14 protein-coding genes and 1 tRNA gene are annotated in these 16684 nt (G+C 72.9%); 7 read left to right on the forward strand and 8 right to left on the reverse strand.

All coding sequences use genetic code 11. The annotated features are described in order from the left end of the window. The first annotated feature begins 16 nt into the window (after nucleotides 1–16). Entirely contained in the window at nucleotides 17–1810 is a 1794-nt protein-coding gene (locus C0216_RS27725) for a hypothetical protein (RefSeq protein ID WP_162793303.1), read from the forward strand. Nucleotides 1811–2045: 235 nt separating this feature from the next. Here the strand turns inward: C0216_RS27725 and C0216_RS27730 are convergent. The 7 genes from C0216_RS27730 to galU all read right to left on the reverse strand — a co-directional run bounded on the left by C0216_RS27730 (nucleotide 2046) and on the right by galU (nucleotide 7486). Continuing rightward, nucleotides 2046–2119: transfer RNA gene (locus tag C0216_RS27730), tRNA-Ala, on the reverse strand. Between the two features lie 73 nt (nucleotides 2120–2192). After that, complete coding sequence (gene sepX / locus C0216_RS27735) at nucleotides 2193–3191, reverse strand: divisome protein SepX/GlpR (protein ID WP_114057894.1); 999 nt, start codon at nucleotides 3189–3191, stop codon at nucleotides 2193–2195. Nucleotides 3192–3372: 181 nt separating this feature from the next. Beyond that, nucleotides 3373–4020 (reverse strand): GNAT family N-acetyltransferase, encoded by a 648-nt coding sequence (locus C0216_RS27740; RefSeq protein WP_114057895.1) that lies wholly within the window; start codon nucleotides 4018–4020, stop codon nucleotides 3373–3375. 17 nt (nucleotides 4021–4037) lie between these two features. Next, nucleotides 4038–4571, reverse strand: a complete 534-nt coding sequence (locus tag C0216_RS27745; protein WP_114058967.1) for a MogA/MoaB family molybdenum cofactor biosynthesis protein — start codon at nucleotides 4569–4571, stop codon at nucleotides 4038–4040. 74 nt (nucleotides 4572–4645) lie between these two features. Continuing rightward, nucleotides 4646–5125 (reverse strand): cyclic pyranopterin monophosphate synthase MoaC, encoded by a 480-nt coding sequence (gene moaC, locus C0216_RS27750; RefSeq protein WP_114057896.1) that lies wholly within the window; start codon nucleotides 5123–5125, stop codon nucleotides 4646–4648. A 113-nt stretch (nucleotides 5126–5238) separates the two neighbouring features. Further along, a complete protein-coding gene (gene glp, locus C0216_RS27755; protein WP_114057897.1) occupies nucleotides 5239–6579 on the reverse strand; it encodes a molybdotransferase-like divisome protein Glp in 1341 nt (446 codons plus the stop codon). A 4-nt stretch (nucleotides 6580–6583) separates the two neighbouring features. Next, on the reverse strand, nucleotides 6584–7486 hold the full coding sequence (galU, locus tag C0216_RS27760) for a UTP--glucose-1-phosphate uridylyltransferase GalU (protein WP_114058968.1): 903 nt from the start codon (nucleotides 7484–7486) through the stop codon (nucleotides 6584–6586). A 95-nt stretch (nucleotides 7487–7581) separates the two neighbouring features. Between galU and C0216_RS27765 the strand changes: the two genes are divergently transcribed. Beyond that, nucleotides 7582–8211, forward strand: a complete 630-nt coding sequence (locus C0216_RS27765; protein WP_246042713.1) for a 5-formyltetrahydrofolate cyclo-ligase — start codon at nucleotides 7582–7584, stop codon at nucleotides 8209–8211. Here the strand turns inward: C0216_RS27765 and C0216_RS27770 are convergent. Then, nucleotides 8195–11110 carry a penicillin acylase family protein gene (locus C0216_RS27770; protein ID WP_174250474.1) on the reverse strand — a complete coding sequence of 972 codons (2916 nt, stop codon included), beginning with the start codon at nucleotides 11108–11110 and terminating at the stop codon, nucleotides 8195–8197. The two genes, C0216_RS27765 and C0216_RS27770, sit on opposite strands and share 17 nt — an antisense overlap. Nucleotides 11111–11325: 215 nt before the next feature. Here C0216_RS27770 and C0216_RS27775 point away from each other — a divergent pair, with 215 nt between their 5' ends. The 5 genes from C0216_RS27775 to C0216_RS27795 all read left to right on the forward strand — a co-directional run bounded on the left by C0216_RS27775 (nucleotide 11326) and on the right by C0216_RS27795 (nucleotide 16659). Continuing rightward, nucleotides 11326–12903, forward strand: coding sequence for a potassium/proton antiporter (locus C0216_RS27775; RefSeq protein WP_114057899.1), 1578 nt, complete (start codon nucleotides 11326–11328; stop codon nucleotides 12901–12903). A 419-nt stretch (nucleotides 12904–13322) separates the two neighbouring features. Continuing rightward, entirely contained in the window at nucleotides 13323–14633 is a 1311-nt protein-coding gene (locus C0216_RS27780; RefSeq protein ID WP_114057900.1) for an MFS transporter, read from the forward strand. Nucleotides 14634–14700: 67 nt separating this feature from the next. Then, nucleotides 14701–14970, forward strand: coding sequence for an FmdB family zinc ribbon protein (locus tag C0216_RS27785; protein WP_114057901.1), 270 nt, complete (start codon nucleotides 14701–14703; stop codon nucleotides 14968–14970). Between the two features lie 77 nt (nucleotides 14971–15047). Further along, nucleotides 15048–15881 carry an S-methyl-5'-thioadenosine phosphorylase gene (locus C0216_RS27790; RefSeq protein ID WP_114057902.1) on the forward strand — a complete coding sequence of 278 codons (834 nt, stop codon included), beginning with the start codon at nucleotides 15048–15050 and terminating at the stop codon, nucleotides 15879–15881. 226 nt (nucleotides 15882–16107) lie between these two features. Then, the gene (locus tag C0216_RS27795) at nucleotides 16108–16659 is read left to right on the forward strand and encodes a hypothetical protein (RefSeq protein ID WP_114057903.1); all 552 of its coding nucleotides are present in this window, start codon (nucleotides 16108–16110) and stop codon (nucleotides 16657–16659) included. Nucleotides 16660–16684: the final 25 nt, after the last annotated feature.

A 16684-nucleotide genomic window follows, 5' to 3' on the forward strand; every position in this document is an offset into this window, starting at 1 on the left:
GCCCGAGGCCGACCAGATGGCCGCCCGTCACGCGCGGCCACGGCTGCGGCCTGGCCGGCTCACCGAGATCCCCGACTCCAAGGTCGGCCAGCTGCTGACCGTCCTCGACCGCTCCGGCCTGCCCCAGCAGTTGGAAGACATGCTGCGCGGCCGTCCTGGGCCACCAGGCGTGCGGCCGAGGACCGTGCTGGCCGGCCTGATGCTCGCCGTGTACTACACAGGCCGAGCCACGGTCTCCGACGCCTGGCGGATCCTGCACTTCCGTCTCCAACCCGCAGCTCGTGCCTGGCTCGGCATCCCCGAGGTTCCGCCGTCCACGGCACGTGCGTGCATAGCTGCCAGTCGTCGCCTCTACCGAGGGCTGGACCGGATCACCACCGTGCTCGACCCGGCACGCTGTGACCGGCGCCGGCGCCTGGACCAAGCGGAGGCAGACATCCACTCCGCTGTCTGGGACGAGGCTGTCGGCCGCGCGGCCGCGGACCGGCTGCAACGGCTGGCGAACGATCTCGTACTGGTCCCGGTCCGGCTGGCGCAGCAGCGCGGATACCTTCGGAACTGGGCCGGTGACGTAGGAGTGGACGCCACCTCGATCCCGGTTCTGGCCGACCCGGACAGCGACCGCTCGGGCACAGCCTCCGTCGAGATCACCGCCGGCTGGCACTTCAGCGGCGGCTCCGACAAGGGCATCTTCGGCTACAGCGCGAGCCTGCTCGTCGCCGCCCACGCTCGCACAGGCGAAGGGACAGCGAAGGGGCGCCGCGCGCCCTCCTATCCACAGCTCTGCCTCGGTCTCAGCCTGGACACTCCGACCGTCCGTACGGGCGAGAACGCGGTCACCATGCTGAAGCACCTCGCCGAGCTTCGACTGCCGGCAGGTACCTGCGCCGCAGATCGCGCCTACACCGGCTGTTCGCCGGGGAACTTTCAGATTCCGGTACGCCGACTCGGCTACCGCCTGGCCCTGGACTACAAGGCGGCCGACCGCGGCATCCAGGGCAGCTGGCAAGGAGCCGTACTGATCGACGGCTCCCTCGCCTGCCCACACATCCCCAACGCCTTGGCCCAGGCCACTCACGGCATGGACGACAAAACCTTCCGCCGACGGCTCGACGACCTGAAGCCACTGGTCGCCGAGCGGCTGCCCTACCTCCTCAAGCTCAAGCAGAACGCCGATGCCCGTGGAACCGTGCGCCTGCAATGCCCGGCGGCTGGCCCGTCGCCTTCGGTGAACTGTCCACGCCGAGAACGCCTCCGTCCGGCACCGCCGAACGCCTCGGGCCCGCCTCAGACCGTGATCAAGCTGGCGGACCGCCGCTCCCGGGCCAGCCACGCCTCGGCTCGTCCCACCATCCAGCTCCCTGACAGGGAATGGACGGATCCTCCGGGCAAGGATGCGTTGCCGGCGGTCTGCGGGGCATCCGCGATCAGCGTCCCCGTCGACGCGGCCGGCGATCTGAAGATCGCTAAGTTCCGACAGGACAACCACTACCTCAGCCCCGCCTGGGAGCGGAGTTACAAGCCGATCCGCTCCCACAACGAGGGCCTCAACGGTCGCTTCAAGGGCGCCGACATGGACATCGGCAACCCGATGCACCGCCGAGCACCCGGCCAGGTGGCCCAGACGATCCTCATCGCGATCATGGTGACCATCGGAAACCTGGACATCCTGGAAACCTGGCTCTACGAGCGCACCGGCAGTCGGCTCACCGACGCCGACTTCGAGTCCATTCCGGGTCCCGACGGCCGTGACCGGCCCTACGCCCCCGCACCACTCGACATGGGGCGGCATCCGCCGGCCAACCTCTGATCGGGCAGCGTCACAGCCGCACAGCACCATCACAAGCCCCAGGCGACCGGGGCCGGTTCGCATGCCCCGGCAGCGGTCAGGCACCTGCCGAGCAACCCGCCAGACCCGATACGCCGCCATCCACCACCCCGAACAGGCATCGAACGACCCCGGAAACGACGAAGATCCCGCCCGATCTTGCGATCGGACGGGATCTCGTCAACGTTCCTGAGAGCTACTCAAGAACAGTCGTTTGTGGACCTGTGGGGATTTGAACCCCAGACCCCCTCGATGCGAACGAGGTGCGCTACCAGACTGCGCCACAGGCCCTTGCGACGTGTGAAACATTAGCATCCCCGCGTCGCAGCACCAAAATCCGTTCCCGGGGGCGGTGCTGCGGGTGTCATTCGTTGGCGGCGCGGGGGCGGTCGTCGCTTTCGTACTGGTCGAACAGGGGGGTGCGGCCGCGGGGGCGCGGGGGCTGCGGGGCAGCTGCCTCGGGCTTGGCCGCGGCCGGCTGGGCGCGCAGGCGCGGGTCTGTCGGCTCGGCGGTGCTGGAGCGGGTGGCGCTCCAGCCGTCGGGGGCGGCGGGGCCGGTGGCCCGGGGGGCGACGGGGGCCGTCACGTACGTGGGCAGGGGCACGGGGACGGGCTCCCAGCTCTCGCCGCGGGCCGGCCCGCGCTCCCGCTCGCGCTGCTGGTCCACCCACTCGGCGTGGTCGGTCTGCTCGACGAGCGCGCGGCGGCCCGCCTCCTGCGGGGAGACGGGCGGTGCGGGTTCGGGGTCGGCGCCGGGGGGCTCCTCGGGCTCGCGGCGGCGCTGGCGGCTCTCGCGCAGGTGGCGGGCCGCGGCTTCGGCGCGCCGCCGGTCCATCGTGAACTCGTAGCGCCGGCGCTCCTGGGTGCGCAGGTACGCGATGTACGCGCTGAGCAGGATCGCAGGCCCGGCCGGCGCCCAGAGGTAGGCGACGCCGCCGACGGCGGCGACGATCGCGCCGAGGGTGAAGACGAGGAAGAGCAGCGCGGTGGTGCGGCGGCGGCGGGCGAGCACCTGGAGGCGCTGTTCGCGCCGGTGCCGCTCGGCCACGGCCGACCGCGGCTCGGACCTGGTCGGGGGCACGCCGACGGACCGGGCGTCGGCGTCCACGGAATTCACCGTTTCCGTCGCGGCGTCCGGATCCGCGTGGTACTGGGGCTCCGCCTCCTGGGTACCGCGTTCACGCAGCCCCTTGGCGTAACGGCGCTCCATTCCCGCCCGGCCGGAAAGCAGCCGAATGGCAGTGGAGAAGCGTTCCGTCGGACGGGCCTCGTTCAGCTCGTCCTGCCTCCGGAGCCACATGGGCACCAAGTAGGCGGCCCAGGCCCCCACGATGACTGCGTAGATGAGGCCGCTGCTGCTCACACCCCACACGGTAGAGGGACGCGGGCGGGCGGATCCGCCAATTGGACCGGTGTGTCGCACGAACTGGCTGATATCACCGACTTTTTTTGTGACTCTTCGGATCAGGATATGGGCGAATCGGTTCCGCGCGGCGATTAATTCGAACGGATATTCGGATTATGGCGTCGGCTCGCGACCTGCTTTATGGCGCCGCCGGACCCGCTCCCGTCGCTCCCGTCCCCGTTCCCGTCCCGTTCCGCTGCCCCCGCGTGCGGTGCCAGCGGGCGAGGAGGCCCTCCGGGATCTCCTCCGCCGTGAGCGCGTACACCAGGTGGTCGCGCCATGCGCCGTCGATGTGCAGGTAGCGGGGCCGCAGCCCCTCCTCCCGGAAGCCGAGCTTCTCGACCACGCGCCGGCTCGGCCCGTTCTCGGGGCGGATGCACACCTCGATGCGGTGCAGGCCGACCCTGCGGAAGCAGTGGTCCACCGCCAGCGCGACCGCCGTGGGCATGACGCCCCGCCCGGCGACTTCGCGGTCCACCCAGTAGCCGACGTGGCCGGCGCACATGGAGCCCCAGGTGATCCCGGCGACCGTCAGCTGCCCGACGAGCCGGCCCTCGTACTCGACGACGAACGGCAGCATCCGCCCCGCGTTCGCCTCGGCCCGCAGGTGGCGGACCATCTGCCGGTACGTGGGCCGCTCGACGACCGGCCCCCACGGCGCGGGCGGCGGGATCGTCGCCTCCCAGGGCCGCAGCCATTCGCGGTTGCGCCGGTTGACCTCGCGCCAGGCGCTGTGGTCGCGCTGCCGTATCGGCCGCAGCGTGACGGCACCGTCGGCCAGCACCACCGGCCAGGTGGGGCCGTTCAGCTCGGGCTCCCCGTCGGCCCCTCCGGCCCCGCCGGCCGGGGATGGTCGCCGCCGCGGAGCTGGTCCACTGCGTGCGGCAGGATCCGGGCGAGGACGGCGAGGCCGTCGCGCACGCCGCCCGTCGAGCCCGGCAGGTTCACGATCAGGGTGCGGCCGGCGACGCCCGCCAGTCCGCGCGAGAGGGCCGCGGCCGGCACCTTGGCCAGGCCCTCGGCGCGGATCGCCTGCGGGATGCCCGGCACCTCGTAGTCCAGCACGCGGGCGGTGGCGTCCGGCGTGCGGTCGGTGGGCGAGATGCCGGTGCCGCCGGTGGTGAGGATGACGTCGTACCCGGCGGCGACCCCCTCGCGCAGCGCCTGCTCGACGGGGTCCCCGTCGGGGACGACGCGCGGGCCGTCGACGGCGAAGCCGAGCGCCTGCAGCCCCTCGGCCAGCAGCGGGCCGCCCTTGTCCGCGTACACGCCCGCGGAGGCGCGGTTGGAGGCCGTCACGACGAGCCCCCGCGGGGCCGCGGCCGGCGGGGCCGGCACGGAGCCTCCGCCTGCGCCCCCGCCGCGGGTGTCGCTGTGGCTGTGGCTGTAGGCGTCGCCGCCGCGCGGGGCGTTCACGCGCGCCTCCAGTCGCCCGACTTTCCGCCCGTCTTCTCCTCGACCCGGACGTCGGTGATGACGGCGCCCTTGTCGACCGCCTTGACCATGTCGACGACGGTCAGCCCGGCGACCGCGACGGCCGTCAGCGCTTCCATCTCGACACCCGTCCGGTCCGCCGTCTTCACCGTCGCGAGGATCTCCACGGCGTCGTCGGCGACGGACAGCTCGACCTTCACACCCGAGACGGCCAGCGGGTGGCAGAGCGGGATGAGGTCGGGCGTCTTCTTCGCCCCCATGATCCCGGCGATCCGCGCGGTGGCGAGGGCGTCGCCCTTCGGTACGCCCTCGCCCCGCAGCAGCCCGACCACCTGCGGGGAGACGAGGACGCGCCCGCTGGCGCGCGCCGTCCGCGTGGTGACGTCCTTCTCCGAGACGTCCACCATCCGGGCTGCTCCGGCCTCGTCGATGTGCGTCAGCCTGTCCTGCGTGTTCATGGGTCCGTGCCGCTCCCGCTCCCGGGCCCCGAGGGGGCCTGTGTGGTGCAACACGCTACCCGCACCCGCCGCCGCCCGGCGGCCCCGGGGCGCGGGTGCGGGGCCCGCGGGCGTCAGCCGAGCAGGACCACGTCGAGCTCGGCGCCCGGCTCCACGGAGGTGACGTCCTCCGGTACGACGATCAGCGCGTCGGCGTGTGCCAGCGCGGCGATCAGGTGCGACCCGGAGCCGCCGACCGGGCTGACGGTGCCGGCCTCGGGGCGGTGGGCGCCGCGCAGGAACTGGCGCCTTCCGGCCGGGGAGGTGAGGGCCTTGTCGGCCTCCAGCCGGGCCCGCACCACGGGCCGGCCGACGTCGGGGAGGCCCATCAGGGTGCGGATCGCGGGCCGGACGAACAGCTCGAAGGAGACGTACGAGGACACGGGGTTGCCGGGGAGGGCGAGCAGCGGGGTGTGGTCGGGGCCGATGGTGCCGAAGCCCTGCGGCTTGCCCGGCTGCATGGCGATCTTCCGGAAGTCCATGCGCCCGGCGTCCGGCCCGCCGTCGGCCGCGCCGGCCGAGGACAGCGCCTCCTTGACGACGTCGTACGCGCCGACGCTGACGCCTCCGGTGGTGACCAGCAGGTCGGCGCGGACCAGCTGGTCCTCGATGGCCGCCTTCAGGGTCTCGGCGTCGTCGGCGACGGCGCCGACGCGGTAGGCGATGGCGCCGGCGTCCCGGGCGGCGGCGGCCAGCGCGAAGCTGTTGGAGTCGTAGATCGATCCGGAGGTCAGCGCCTCGCCCGGCTGGACGAGTTCGCTGCCGGTGGACATGACGACCACGCGGGGCCGCGGCCGCACCCGTACGGTGCCCCGCCCGATGGCGGCCAGGAGGGCGATCTGCGGCGGCCCGAGGACGGTGCCCGCGGCCAGGGCGAGGTCGCCGGCGCGGACGTCGCTGCCGCGCGCGCGGACGTGCGCCCGCGCCTGCGCCGGCCGGTGCACCCGCACCTCGCCGCCGGCGCCCTCGGGGGCGGCGCTCGCCGGGGCCATCCCGGCGGCGGCCCCGGCGCCCGTACCGCCGTCGGTCCACTCGACGGGGACGACGGCCTCCGCGCCGGGCGGCAGCGGGGCGCCGGTCATGATCCGGGCGGCCTGGCCGGGGCCGACGGCGGGCAGCTCGCCGCTGCCGGCCGCGACGTCCCCGATGACGGTGAGCACCGCGGGGAACTCCTCGCTGGCGCCCTGCACGTCGGCGGTGCGGACCGCGTACCCGTCCATCGAGCTGTTGTCGAAGGGCGGGAGCGCGACGGGCACGGTGACGTCCTCGACGAGGACGCAGCCCTGTGCGTCGAGCAGTTGGAGCTCGATCGGCTCCAGCGGCCGGACGGCCGCGAGGATGTCAGCGAGGTGCTCGTCCACCGACCACAGCCGGCTGCTGCCGGTGTCCTGCTGCGACGCGTCAGGGCTGCTCAAGGTGCTACATCTCCTCCGTGACGTAACGGTGAAGCCAGGTGCGGAACTCGGGGCCCAGGTCCTCGCGCTCGCACGCGAGGCGGACGATGGCCCGCAGGTAGTCGCCGCGGTCCCCGGTGTCGTAGCGGCGGCCCCGGAAGACCACGCCGTGCACCGGGCCGCCGACGGTCTCGTCGGCGGCCAGCTTCTGCAGGCCGTCGGTGAGCTGGATCTCCCCGCCGCGGCCCGGCTCGGTCTCCCGCAGTATGTCGAAGATCGCGGGGTTGAGGACATAGCGCCCGATGACGGCGTAGTTGCTGGGCGCCTCGGCCGGGTCCGGCTTCTCGACGAGGCCGGTGACGCGGACGACGTCCGCCTCGTCGGTCGGCTCGACGGCCGCGCAGCCGTACAGGTGGACGCTGGCCGGGTCGACCTCCATGAGGGCGACGACGGTGCCGCCGGTGCGCGCGTGGACCTCGGCCATCCGGCGCAGCAGCGGGTCGCGGGGGTCGATCAGGTCGTCGCCGAGGAGGACGGCGAAGGGCTCGTTCCCTACGTGCGGCTCGGCGCACAGGACGGCGTGGCCGAGGCCGCGGGGGTCGCCCTGGCGGACGTAGTGCATCGTCGCCAGGTCGCTGGACTCCTGCACCTTCTTGAGGCGGTCGTCGTCGCCCTTGGCGGTGAGGGCGGACTCCAGCTCGTAGTTGCGGTCGAAGTGGTCTTCGAGTGCGCGCTTGTTACGTCCCGTGATCATGAGTACGTCGTCCAGGCCGGCCGAGACGGCTTCCTCGACGACGTACTGGATGGCCGGCTTGTCCACGACCGGGAGCATTTCCTTGGGCGTCGCCTTCGTCGCCGGAAGGAAGCGGGTGCCGAGGCCCGCGGCAGGGATGACTGCCTTTTTGATCACGGGGTGCAACTGAGTCATGGGCAGAACCATAGTGGGTGATGCCGTGGCCCCAGCTTGGATTCCAGCAAAAACGTCACGGTCTGAGCCGATTTGAAAGGATAACTGAGACCGCTGTGGTAGAGAACCCGCCGAACGCGTCGAACCCGTCCGAAAAGGCGCTGCTGCGCCGCGACCTCCTGGCCGCCCGCCGCGCCCTGCCCGCCGAGGCCCTGGCCGACGCGGCGCGCGCGCTGTCCCGCTCCGCCCTCGCCCTGCCCGAACTGGCCGGCGCCCGCACCGTCGCGGCATACGTCTCGGTCGGCAGCGAGCCGGGCACCCGGGACCTCCTGGACGCGCTGCGCGCGGCGGGGAAGCGGGTGCTGCTGCCCGTCCTGCTGCCGGACAACGACCTGGACTGGGCCCCGTACGAGGGCCCCGGCTCCCTCGTCGAGAGCGTCCGGCCGGGGTTCATGGCGCTGCTGGAGCCGGTCGGCCCGCGGCTCGGCCCGGAGGCGGTCACCGGCGCCGACGCGGTGCTGCTGCCGGGCCTTGCGGTGGACCGCCGCGGCATGCGCCTCGGGCGCGGCGGGGGCTCGTACGACCGGGTGCTGGCGCGGCTGGAGCGGGCGGGGGCGCATCCGGCGCTGGTGGTGCTCCTCTACGACGACGAGGTGGTCGCGCGGCTCCCGGAGGAACCGCACGACCACCCCGTCCAGGCGGTGGCCACCCCCTCGGGGGTGGTCAGGTTCACGGCTTCAGCGTGAGGGTCTCCACGGTCGCCCGGTCCACGGCCTCCTTGCCGAAGGGCCAGTCGAGAAGCTCGCCCTTGGCCCAGAGGGTCGTCTGGTCCGTGTAGTTGCCGTGGTAGGCGTGGCCCGAGGCGCCGGTGAGGTTGATCCAGCGGGACTTGTCCAGGTCGTGGAGGTTCACGACCATGCGCATCGACGGGACCCAGGTGACCCCGTACCCGCCGGAGGCGTTCCAGCCGGTCGCGTTGACGGTGGCCTCGCCGCCGCCGAGGTTCCAGGGGCCGCGGTTGAGGAGCCACTGCATGAAGCCCGGGCCCTCGGTGCCGATCGTCTGGTTCTTCAGGGTCAGCTGGTGCAGGCGGCCCCAGCTCCAGGTGGACTGGTCCTTGCCGAGCTTGGCGGTCAGCTCCCAGCGGGCGTCGACCATGGCGCGGGCGAAGAGCTGGTCGCGGGTGGTCGCCGCGGGCTTGTTGCGGACGGCCGGGGAGTGCCACCAGGTCGACTTCTCGTCCTTGACGAGGCGGCGGACCACCTCGAACCAGCGGTCGCCGCCGTCGGGCTGCGCCGAGTCGGCGTCTCGGGTTCCGCATTCGCGGACCACCTCGGCGAGGTCGTCGGCGGGGCCGCTGCTGGTGTCGTGGACGTTCAGGCAGCTGCCCTCGATGCGGAGCTCCTTCGGCATCTTGTCGGCGAAGGCCAGCCTGAGGATGTTGCGCCAGACGGCGTTGAAGTAGGCCGCGGCCGCCGAGTCGGGCTCCTGCGTGTAGTTCCAGCCGTCCAGGAGCTTCTGCGCGGAGCGGACGTCCGGGTCGTTGATCTCGATCTTCGACAGCATCGGGGTCAGCAGCGCGGCGATCTCGCTGCCGTTGTCCATCTGCATGGCCCGCATGTCGTCGGTGGAGATCTTGCCGCTGTCCTTGGTCTTCGCCTCGATGAGGTCGTTGATCCGCTGGCTGCGGGCGCCGTAGCCCCAGTCGGACGTCAGGGTGTACGGGTACTTGCCGGCGCCGGTGCCGCTCTCGACGACGGCCTGGTTGGCGGTGACGATGTAGCCGCGGGCCGGGTTGAAGTCGTAGGGCATCTCGTCCTGCGGGATGTAGCCCCCGCTGCCGTCCTTGCCGTCCTTGCCGTCCTTGCCGTCCTTGCCGTCCTTGCCGTCCTTCCAGGCGTACTTGGAGTCCCAGCCGGGGGCGGGGGTGCGGCCGTCGTGGGCGCCGCGGATCGGGATGCGGCCCGGGGCCTGGTAGCCGATGTTGCCCTCGCGGCCCTTGCTGTCGGCGTAGATGAGGTTCTGGGAGGGCACCTCGAAGTCGCGGGCGGCCTCGCGGAAGGACGCGAAGTCCGTGGCGCGGTTGAGCTTGAAGACGGCGTCCATCGACTTGCCCGGGTCCAGCGCGGTCCAGCGCAGGGCGACGGCGTAGCCGTTGCCGCGGTCGGGGGCGGCGCCGGCGACGGGGGCGCGGGCGCCGACGGTGTCGAGCTCGTCGCTGCGGTCGGAGATCAGCGGTCCGTTGTTGGTGGTGCGGACGGTGATCTTCTTGCTCTTCGCGCCCGCGATCCTGATCTCCTCCTCGCGGGTCTCGAAGGGGATGACCTTGTTGTCGTAGACGTAGCCCTCGGGCTTGACCTGCTCCAGGTAGAGGTCGGTGACGTCGGCGCCCAGGTTCGTCATGCCCCAGGCGATGTCCTTGTTGTGGCCGATCACCACGCCCGGCATACCGGAGAAGGTGTAGCCGGAGACGTCGTACTGGCACTTCGCCGAGACGGCGCGGCAGTGCAGGCCCATCTGGTACCAGACGGACGGCAGCTGCGGGGAGAGGTGCGGGTCGTTGGCGAGGAGCGGCTTGCCGGTGGTCGTGTACTTGCCGGAGACGACCCAGGAGTTCGAGCCGATGCCGCTGCCGTTCGGGCCGAGGATCGCCGGGATCTCGTCCAGGGTCTTCGACAGCGCGGTCAGGCGGGTGCGCAGGCCGGCGCTCGCGCCCGGGGCGCCGGCGGTCTCGGCGAAGCCGTCCGCGGCCGGGGCCGGGCGGGTGGAGACGGGGGAGGCGGGCAGCGTCTGCGAGCGGGAGCCGCCGCCGGTGCCGGTGCCGCCGGAGCCCGAGCCGCTGCCGGAGCCGCCCGCGGAACCGGAGCCCGAGCCCGAGCCGCCCTGCGGGTTGTACTTGCCGCCCTCGATGCGGCCGCCCTCGACGATCGCCTTGTTCCGGTCGAAGGGGTAGGGCGGGTAGAGCTCCTCGATCTGCTGCGGGGTGAGCTTGTTCGCCAGCAGCGCGCGGTCGATCTCGTCCTGCATGTTGGCGCGCAGGTCCCAGGCCATGGCCTTCAGCCAGGCCACCGAGTCGACGGGCGTCCACTGCTCGGGCTGGTAGTCGTCGCTGAGCTTGAGGGCGGCGTGCTCGACGGAGAGGTCCTTGCCGGACTTGCCCTTGAGGTAGGCGTTGACGCCGTCGGCGTAGGCCTGGAGGTACTTCTTCGTGTCGTTCGAGAGCTTGGTGTTGTACTCGGCCTCCGCGACGCGGCGCCAGCCGAGGGTGCGCAGGAACGCGTCCGTCTCGACCTGGCCGGGGCCGAACATCTCGGAGAGGCGGCCGGAGGTCATGTGGCGGCGGACGTCCATCTCCCAGAAGCGGTCCTGGGCGTGGACGAAGCCCTGCGCGCGGAAGAGGTCGTCGTCGTTGTCGGCGTAGAGCTGCGGGATCCCGTGGGCGTCGCGCTTGACCTCGACGGTCCCGGTGAGGCCGGGCACGGAGAGGGTGCCGCTCGTCTGCGGGAAGGAGGCGCGGATGGTGTCCGCGCTCCAGTACGTCCCGTACCCGAAGCCCGCGAGGAGCCCCAGGACCAGAACGAGCACGATCAGACGGGCGCGTCGTCCCTTCTTCTTGGCGGAAGGGGCGGTTTCGTTGGCGGGCATCGCTGTCCTTCGAGGGGCAGGGTGGTCCTGGGAATGCTGAGAGCAACCATAGGCGCAGGACCGGGTTCGTTGATCCGGCAGGGGTCGACGTCCTCAGGACAGGCCCGAACAGGCGTTTCACAATGTGGGTATCGCGTAAAGGATGTGTCAAAGATTAGATAAGGTAACGAACTACATCACCGCCGGTCGCCCGGAGGAGCGATCCGCCAGGCGCGTTGAGGGAGGGCCGCCCGCTGACCGTCCACACGCTCAATGCACTCCTGCTCGCCTGCTCGCTCGTCCTGCTCGTCGCCGTGGCGGCGGTGCGCCTCTCCTCGCGCAGCGGCCTTCCCAGCCTGCTCGTCTACCTCGGCATCGGCATCGCGATGGGGCAGGACGGCATAGGCAACATCGCCTTCGACAACGCCGAGCTGACCCAGGTCATCGGGTACGCGGCCCTCGTCGTGATCCTCGCCGAGGGCGGCCTCGGCACGAAGTGGACGCAGATCAGACCGGCCCTGCCCGCGGCGGCCGTGCTGTCGACGCTGGGCGTCGCGGTGAGCGTCGGCGTGACGGCCGCGGGCGCGCACTACCTGGTGGGGCTGGAGTGGCGGCAGGCCCTGCTGATCGGCGCGGTGGTCTCCTCGACCGACGCGGCGGCCGTCTTCTCGGTGCTGCGGAAGGTGCCGCTCCCCTCCCGGATCACGGGCGTGCTGGAAGCGGAGTCCGGTTTCAACGACGCGCCCGTCGTCATCCTGGTCGTCGCCCTGTCGGCGGCGGAGCCCGTCCACTCCTGGTACGTCCTGGTCGGCGAGATCGCGCTGGAGCTGGCCATCGGCGCGGCGATCGGCCTCGCCGTCGGCTTCCTGGGGGCCTACGGGCTGCGGCACGTGGCGCTGCCCGCCTCGGGCCTGTACCCGATCGCCGTGATGGCGATCGCGGTGTCCGCGTACGCGGCCGGGGCGATGGCGCACGGCTCCGGCTTCCTCGCCGTGTACCTGGCCTCCGTGGTGCTGGGGAACGCGAAGCTGCCGCACTGGCCGGCCACGCGCGGGTTCGCGGACGGGCTCGGCTGGATCGCCCAGATCGGCATGTTCGTCCTGCTGGGTCTGCTGGTCACGCCGCACGAGCTGGCCGGGGACTTCTGGCCCGCGGTGGTCATCGGCCTGGTGCTGACGATGGTGGCGCGGCCGCTGTCGGTGTTCGCCGGCCTGCTGCCGTTCGGGCTGCCCTGGCAGGAGAAGGCGCTGATGTCGTGGGCGGGCCTGCGCGGCGCCGTCCCCATCATCCTGGCGACGATCCCCATGGTGACGGGCATCGAGGGCAGCGACCGCGTCTTCAACATCGTCTTCGTGCTGGTCGTCGTCTACACGCTGGTCCAGGGGCCGACGCTGCCCTGGGCGGCGCGCAAGCTGAACCTCGGGGCCGGTGACGAGACGGCCACCGACCTGGGCATCGAGTCCGCCCCGCTGGAGAAGCTCCGCGGGCACCTGCTGTCCTTCTCCATCCCGGCGGCCTCGCGGATGCACGGCGTCGAGGTGAGCGAGCTGCGGCTGCCGCCGGGTGCCTCGGTGACGCTGGTGGTCCGGAACTCCGAGAGCTTCGTGCCGCTGCCGTCGACGGTGCTGCGGAGGGGGGACGAGCTGCTGGTGGTGGCCACGGACCCGGTACGGGACGCGGCGGAGGCGCGGCTGCGGGCGGTCACCCGGGGCGGCAAGCTGGCCGGGTGGCTGGGGACGGGGAACGGAACCGGCCACGGTCCCGGGCGCCGCGCGGACCACGGGCTCCGGCACAGGCGCCGCCCCGGCGGGTGACCGTCCGCGGGCTCGGGGCGCCTCGTTTCGCGGGGGTCCGGAGGCCCGTACGGCTTTGAACGGCGCTCAAATTCGGCCATTTTCGATGGATTATGCAGGGTTTTGCCCTTGTTCCATGGTCCACGGAGGATGGAGTTCCACTTAATCGCAGGCAAAGGCACGGCTTGTCAGCGGAATCACAGGGCGTGATAGCGGAGCTGCCTGTACCCTAAAGGCACACCACATCGAACCAACTCTGCCTGATGCAGAGCTGGCGCGACCGCAAAGCGGCCGTGGCTGCCCCCGCAGTGGGCGCCCAGGTATCACTCGGTTCTGCGCAAGAGGACAGCTCTCGGGGCTCCTACGTACGGGTGCGGCCGCTCACCAGCGAAACACCTCCGCAGACCGGGAGCTCTACCAGGCAGCGGAAAGGCCAGGCCGTGACATCCGCGGTCACGACCGACACGTCCGCCCGACCCGGTTACGGACAGCTGCTGCGCACTCCCGGGGCCCTCGGCTTCGTACTCCCGGGGTTCGCCGCCCGCCTCCCCTTCGGCATGCTGACGATCAGCATCCTGCTCCTGGTGCAGCACACCACAGGCTCGTACGCGAGCGCCGGCATCGTCTCCGCCGTCACCGGCATCTCGATGGCGCTGTTCGCCCCGGTCATGGGCTCCCTCACCGACCGCCACGGCCAGAGCGCCGTGCTCGTCCCCGGCGTCCTCGCGCACGCCGCCGCCGTCGGCGGGCTCGTCGCCCTCGCGCTGGCGGACGCCCCGCTGTGGGCGCTGGCGGCGGCCGCCGTCCCGACCGGCGCCTCCGTGCCGCAGGTCGGCCCCATGGTGCGGGCCCGCTGGGCCGCCCGCCTGGAGGGCTCGCCGCTGCTGCCGACCGCCGCCGCGTTCGAGTCCGTCACCGACGAGTTCACCTTCGTGGTCGGCCCCGTCCTCGCCACCGCCCTGTGCACCGGCGTCCACCCGGCCGCCGGCCTGGCCACCGAGGCCGTGCTCACCCTCGTCGGCGGCCTCGTCTTCGCCGCCCGCCGCGCCTCCCAGCCCCGCGCGCACGCCCACCACGAGGGTGCCGCCGTCCGCCGCGGCTCCGCGCTGGCCCACCCCGGCCTGCGCGTCCTGATCGCCGCCTTCCTCGGCATCGGCGCCGTCTTCGGCGGCATGCAGGTGTCGCTCGCCGCCTTCTCCAACGAGATCGGCAACCCGGGCGCGAACGGCGTGCTCTACGGCGTCTTCGCCGCCGGCAACATGATCGCGGGCATCGCCTGCGGCGCCATCGCCTGGAAGATCGGCCCGCGCCGCCGCCTGCTGCTCGGATACGCCGGCCTGACCGCGGCCGCGTCGGTGCTGTGGACCGCGGACTCCGCGCTCCTGCTCGGCGGGCTCGGCCTCCTCGTCGGCCTGTGCATCGCCCCGGCCCTGATCACCGGCTACACCATGGTCGAGGCGCTGGTCCCGGCGAACGCCCGGACCGAGGCCTTCACCTGGCTCACCGGCGCCGTCGCGTTCGGCCAGGCCGTGGCCGTGATCGTGGCCGGCAACCTGACGGACGCGCACGGCTCCGCGTACGGCTTCCTCGTCCCGATGGCCGGCACCGTCCTGGCCTTCGCCACCCTGGTCGCCCTGCGCGCCCGGCTGGCGCCCAAGGCCCCGAGCCGCGTCGTCGGCGCCTCCGCGGCCCGCACGGACACCTCCGAAGGGCGTGGCGTCGGTCACCGCACGCCGGTGACGGTGGACTGATCGGACGGAATGCGTCACCATGGAGCATCGTTAGCACTCATCGAGTCAGAGTGCCAGGAGGAAATTCGTGCCGACCTACCAGTACCAGTGCACCGACTGCGGTGAGGGCCTTGAGGCCGTGCAGAAGTTCACCGACGACGCACTGACCGAGTGCCCGAGCTGCCAGGGACGCCTGAAGAAGGTGTTCTCCGCGGTCGGCATCGTCTTCAAGGGATCCGGTTTCTACCGCAACGACAGCCGCGGCGCCTCGTCGAGCAGCACCCCGGCCTCCACGCCGAAGCCGGCCGCCGCCGCTCCGGCCGCGTCGTCGAGCAGCAGCTCCACCTCGGCCGCCTGATCCCGCTCCATGCCTTGCGAGGCCCCGCCGCCCTTCCGGCCGGCGGGGCCTTCCGCATGCCCCGTTAGGGTGATCGCATGACTGACGCAGAGATCGGTGTCATCGGCGGATCCGGCTTCTACTCCTTCCTGGAGGACGTGACCGAGGTCCAGGTGGACACCCCGTACGGGGCCCCGAGCGACTCCCTCTTCCTCGGCGAGCTGGCCGGGCGGAAGATCGCCTTCCTGCCCCGCCACGGCCGGGGCCACAAGGTTCCGCCGCACCGCATCAACTACCGCGCCAACCTGTGGGCGCTGCGCGCGGCCGGCGTGCGCCAGGTGCTCGGCCCCTGCGCGGTCGGCGGGCTGCGCGCCGAGTACGGCCCGGGGACGCTGCTGGTCCCCGACCAGCTGGTCGACCGTACGAAGTCGCGCGCGCAGACCTTCTTCGACGGCGAGCCCCTCCCCGACGGCTCCGTCCCCAACGTCGTGCACACCACCTTCGCCGACCCCTACTGCCCGGCCGGCCGCGCGGCGGCCCTGGCCTCGGCGCGCGGCCGCGGCTGGGAGCCGGTCGACGGCGGCACGATGGTCGTGGTCGAGGGGCCGCGGTTCTCGACGCGCGCCGAATCGCAGTGGCACGCGGCGATGGGCTGGTCGGTGGTGGGCATGACGGGCCACCCGGAGGCGGTCCTCGCCCGCGAGCTGGGGCTCTGCTACACGTCGATGGCGCTGGTCACGGACCTGGACGCGGGCGCGGAGACCGGCGAGGGCGTCTCGCACACCGAGGTGCTCCGGGTCTTCGGCGAGAACGTCGGCCGGCTGCGCGAGGTCCTCTTCGACGCGGTGGCGGCGCTGCCGGCGACGGAGAGCCGGGACTGCCTGTGCACGCACGCGCACGACGGCTGGGACCTGGGGATCGAGCTGCCGTAGCCGGCGCGCGCACGGCGGCTGCCCGCGTACGGGGCTGCGTGCCTACGGGGCCGCGTGCGTACGGGGGCCGCGTACGCGGCGGGAGGGCCACCCGGGAGGGCGAGGCGGTTGTCCACAACCCCGGGGCCGTCCACAGGTCCGAGCGGGGCCGGCCGGGGAGGCGGATCGTGGGGGTGTCCGGACGCCGGGTCCGGACCGCGAACCCGACCTCCTGGTGGTGGCAGCCATGTCCTCCGACACCCTCGACAGCCTCGACACCCGCCTCTCCCCCTGCCCGCCTGCTCCCTCCTCCTGCCCGCCCGCGCGGCGCGTGCCCGCCTTCGCGCCGCTCCGGGTCGGCCCCGGCCGCTGGCGGCTGCGCCTGGTCCCGCGCATGCGGCGGCGCACCGCCTCCGGGGCGCTGGCCGCGGCCGCGGCCGTGCTCGCGGTGGCGGGCGGCGGCCAGGCCGCCCAGGCCTCGCGCGGCGCACCACCGCCGGCGGCGGGGCCCCCTCCCGCGGCCGTGCGGACGGTGTCGGCGCCGGTGCGCATCGCGGACGCGGCGACCGTACGGCTGCTGCGCCCGGGCGACCGGGTGGACGTCGTCGCGGCCGAGCGCTCGGGGCCGCCGCGGGTGGTCGCGGCGGGAGCCCGGGTGGACCGGGTTCCCGCCCCCGCCGAGGAGACCGGGGCGGGCGGGGACGGCGGGGCGCTGGTGGTGCTGTCGGTGCCCCGGGAGACCGCGCGGGAGCTGGTGGGGGCGGCGGCCACGGCCCGGCTGGCGGTGGCGCTGTGCTGAGGCGGCCGGGCGCCGCGAATCGGAC

This window comes from Streptomyces globosus, from assembly GCF_003325375.1.
In the GTDB taxonomy this organism is placed as follows: domain Bacteria; phylum Actinomycetota; class Actinomycetes; order Streptomycetales; family Streptomycetaceae; genus Streptomyces; species Streptomyces globosus_A.

Excerpts from the sequence above, each read along its gene's own strand:
- C0216_RS27725 (WP_162793303.1), top strand. The coding sequence starts at position 17 with ATGGCCGCCCGTCACGCGCGGCCACGGCTGCGGCCTGGCCGGCTCACC.
- moaC (WP_114057896.1), bottom strand. The coding sequence starts at position 5,125 with ATGAACACGCAGGACAGGCTGACGCACATCGACGAGGCCGGAGCAGCC.
- galU (WP_114058968.1), bottom strand. The coding sequence starts at position 7,486 with ATGACTCAGTTGCACCCCGTGATCAAAAAGGCAGTCATCCCTGCCGCG.
- C0216_RS27770 (WP_174250474.1), bottom strand. The coding sequence starts at position 11,110 with ATGCCCGCCAACGAAACCGCCCCTTCCGCCAAGAAGAAGGGACGACGC.
- C0216_RS27790 (WP_114057902.1), top strand. The coding sequence starts at position 15,048 with ATGACTGACGCAGAGATCGGTGTCATCGGCGGATCCGGCTTCTACTCC.
- C0216_RS27795 (WP_114057903.1), top strand. The coding sequence starts at position 16,108 with ATGTCCTCCGACACCCTCGACAGCCTCGACACCCGCCTCTCCCCCTGC.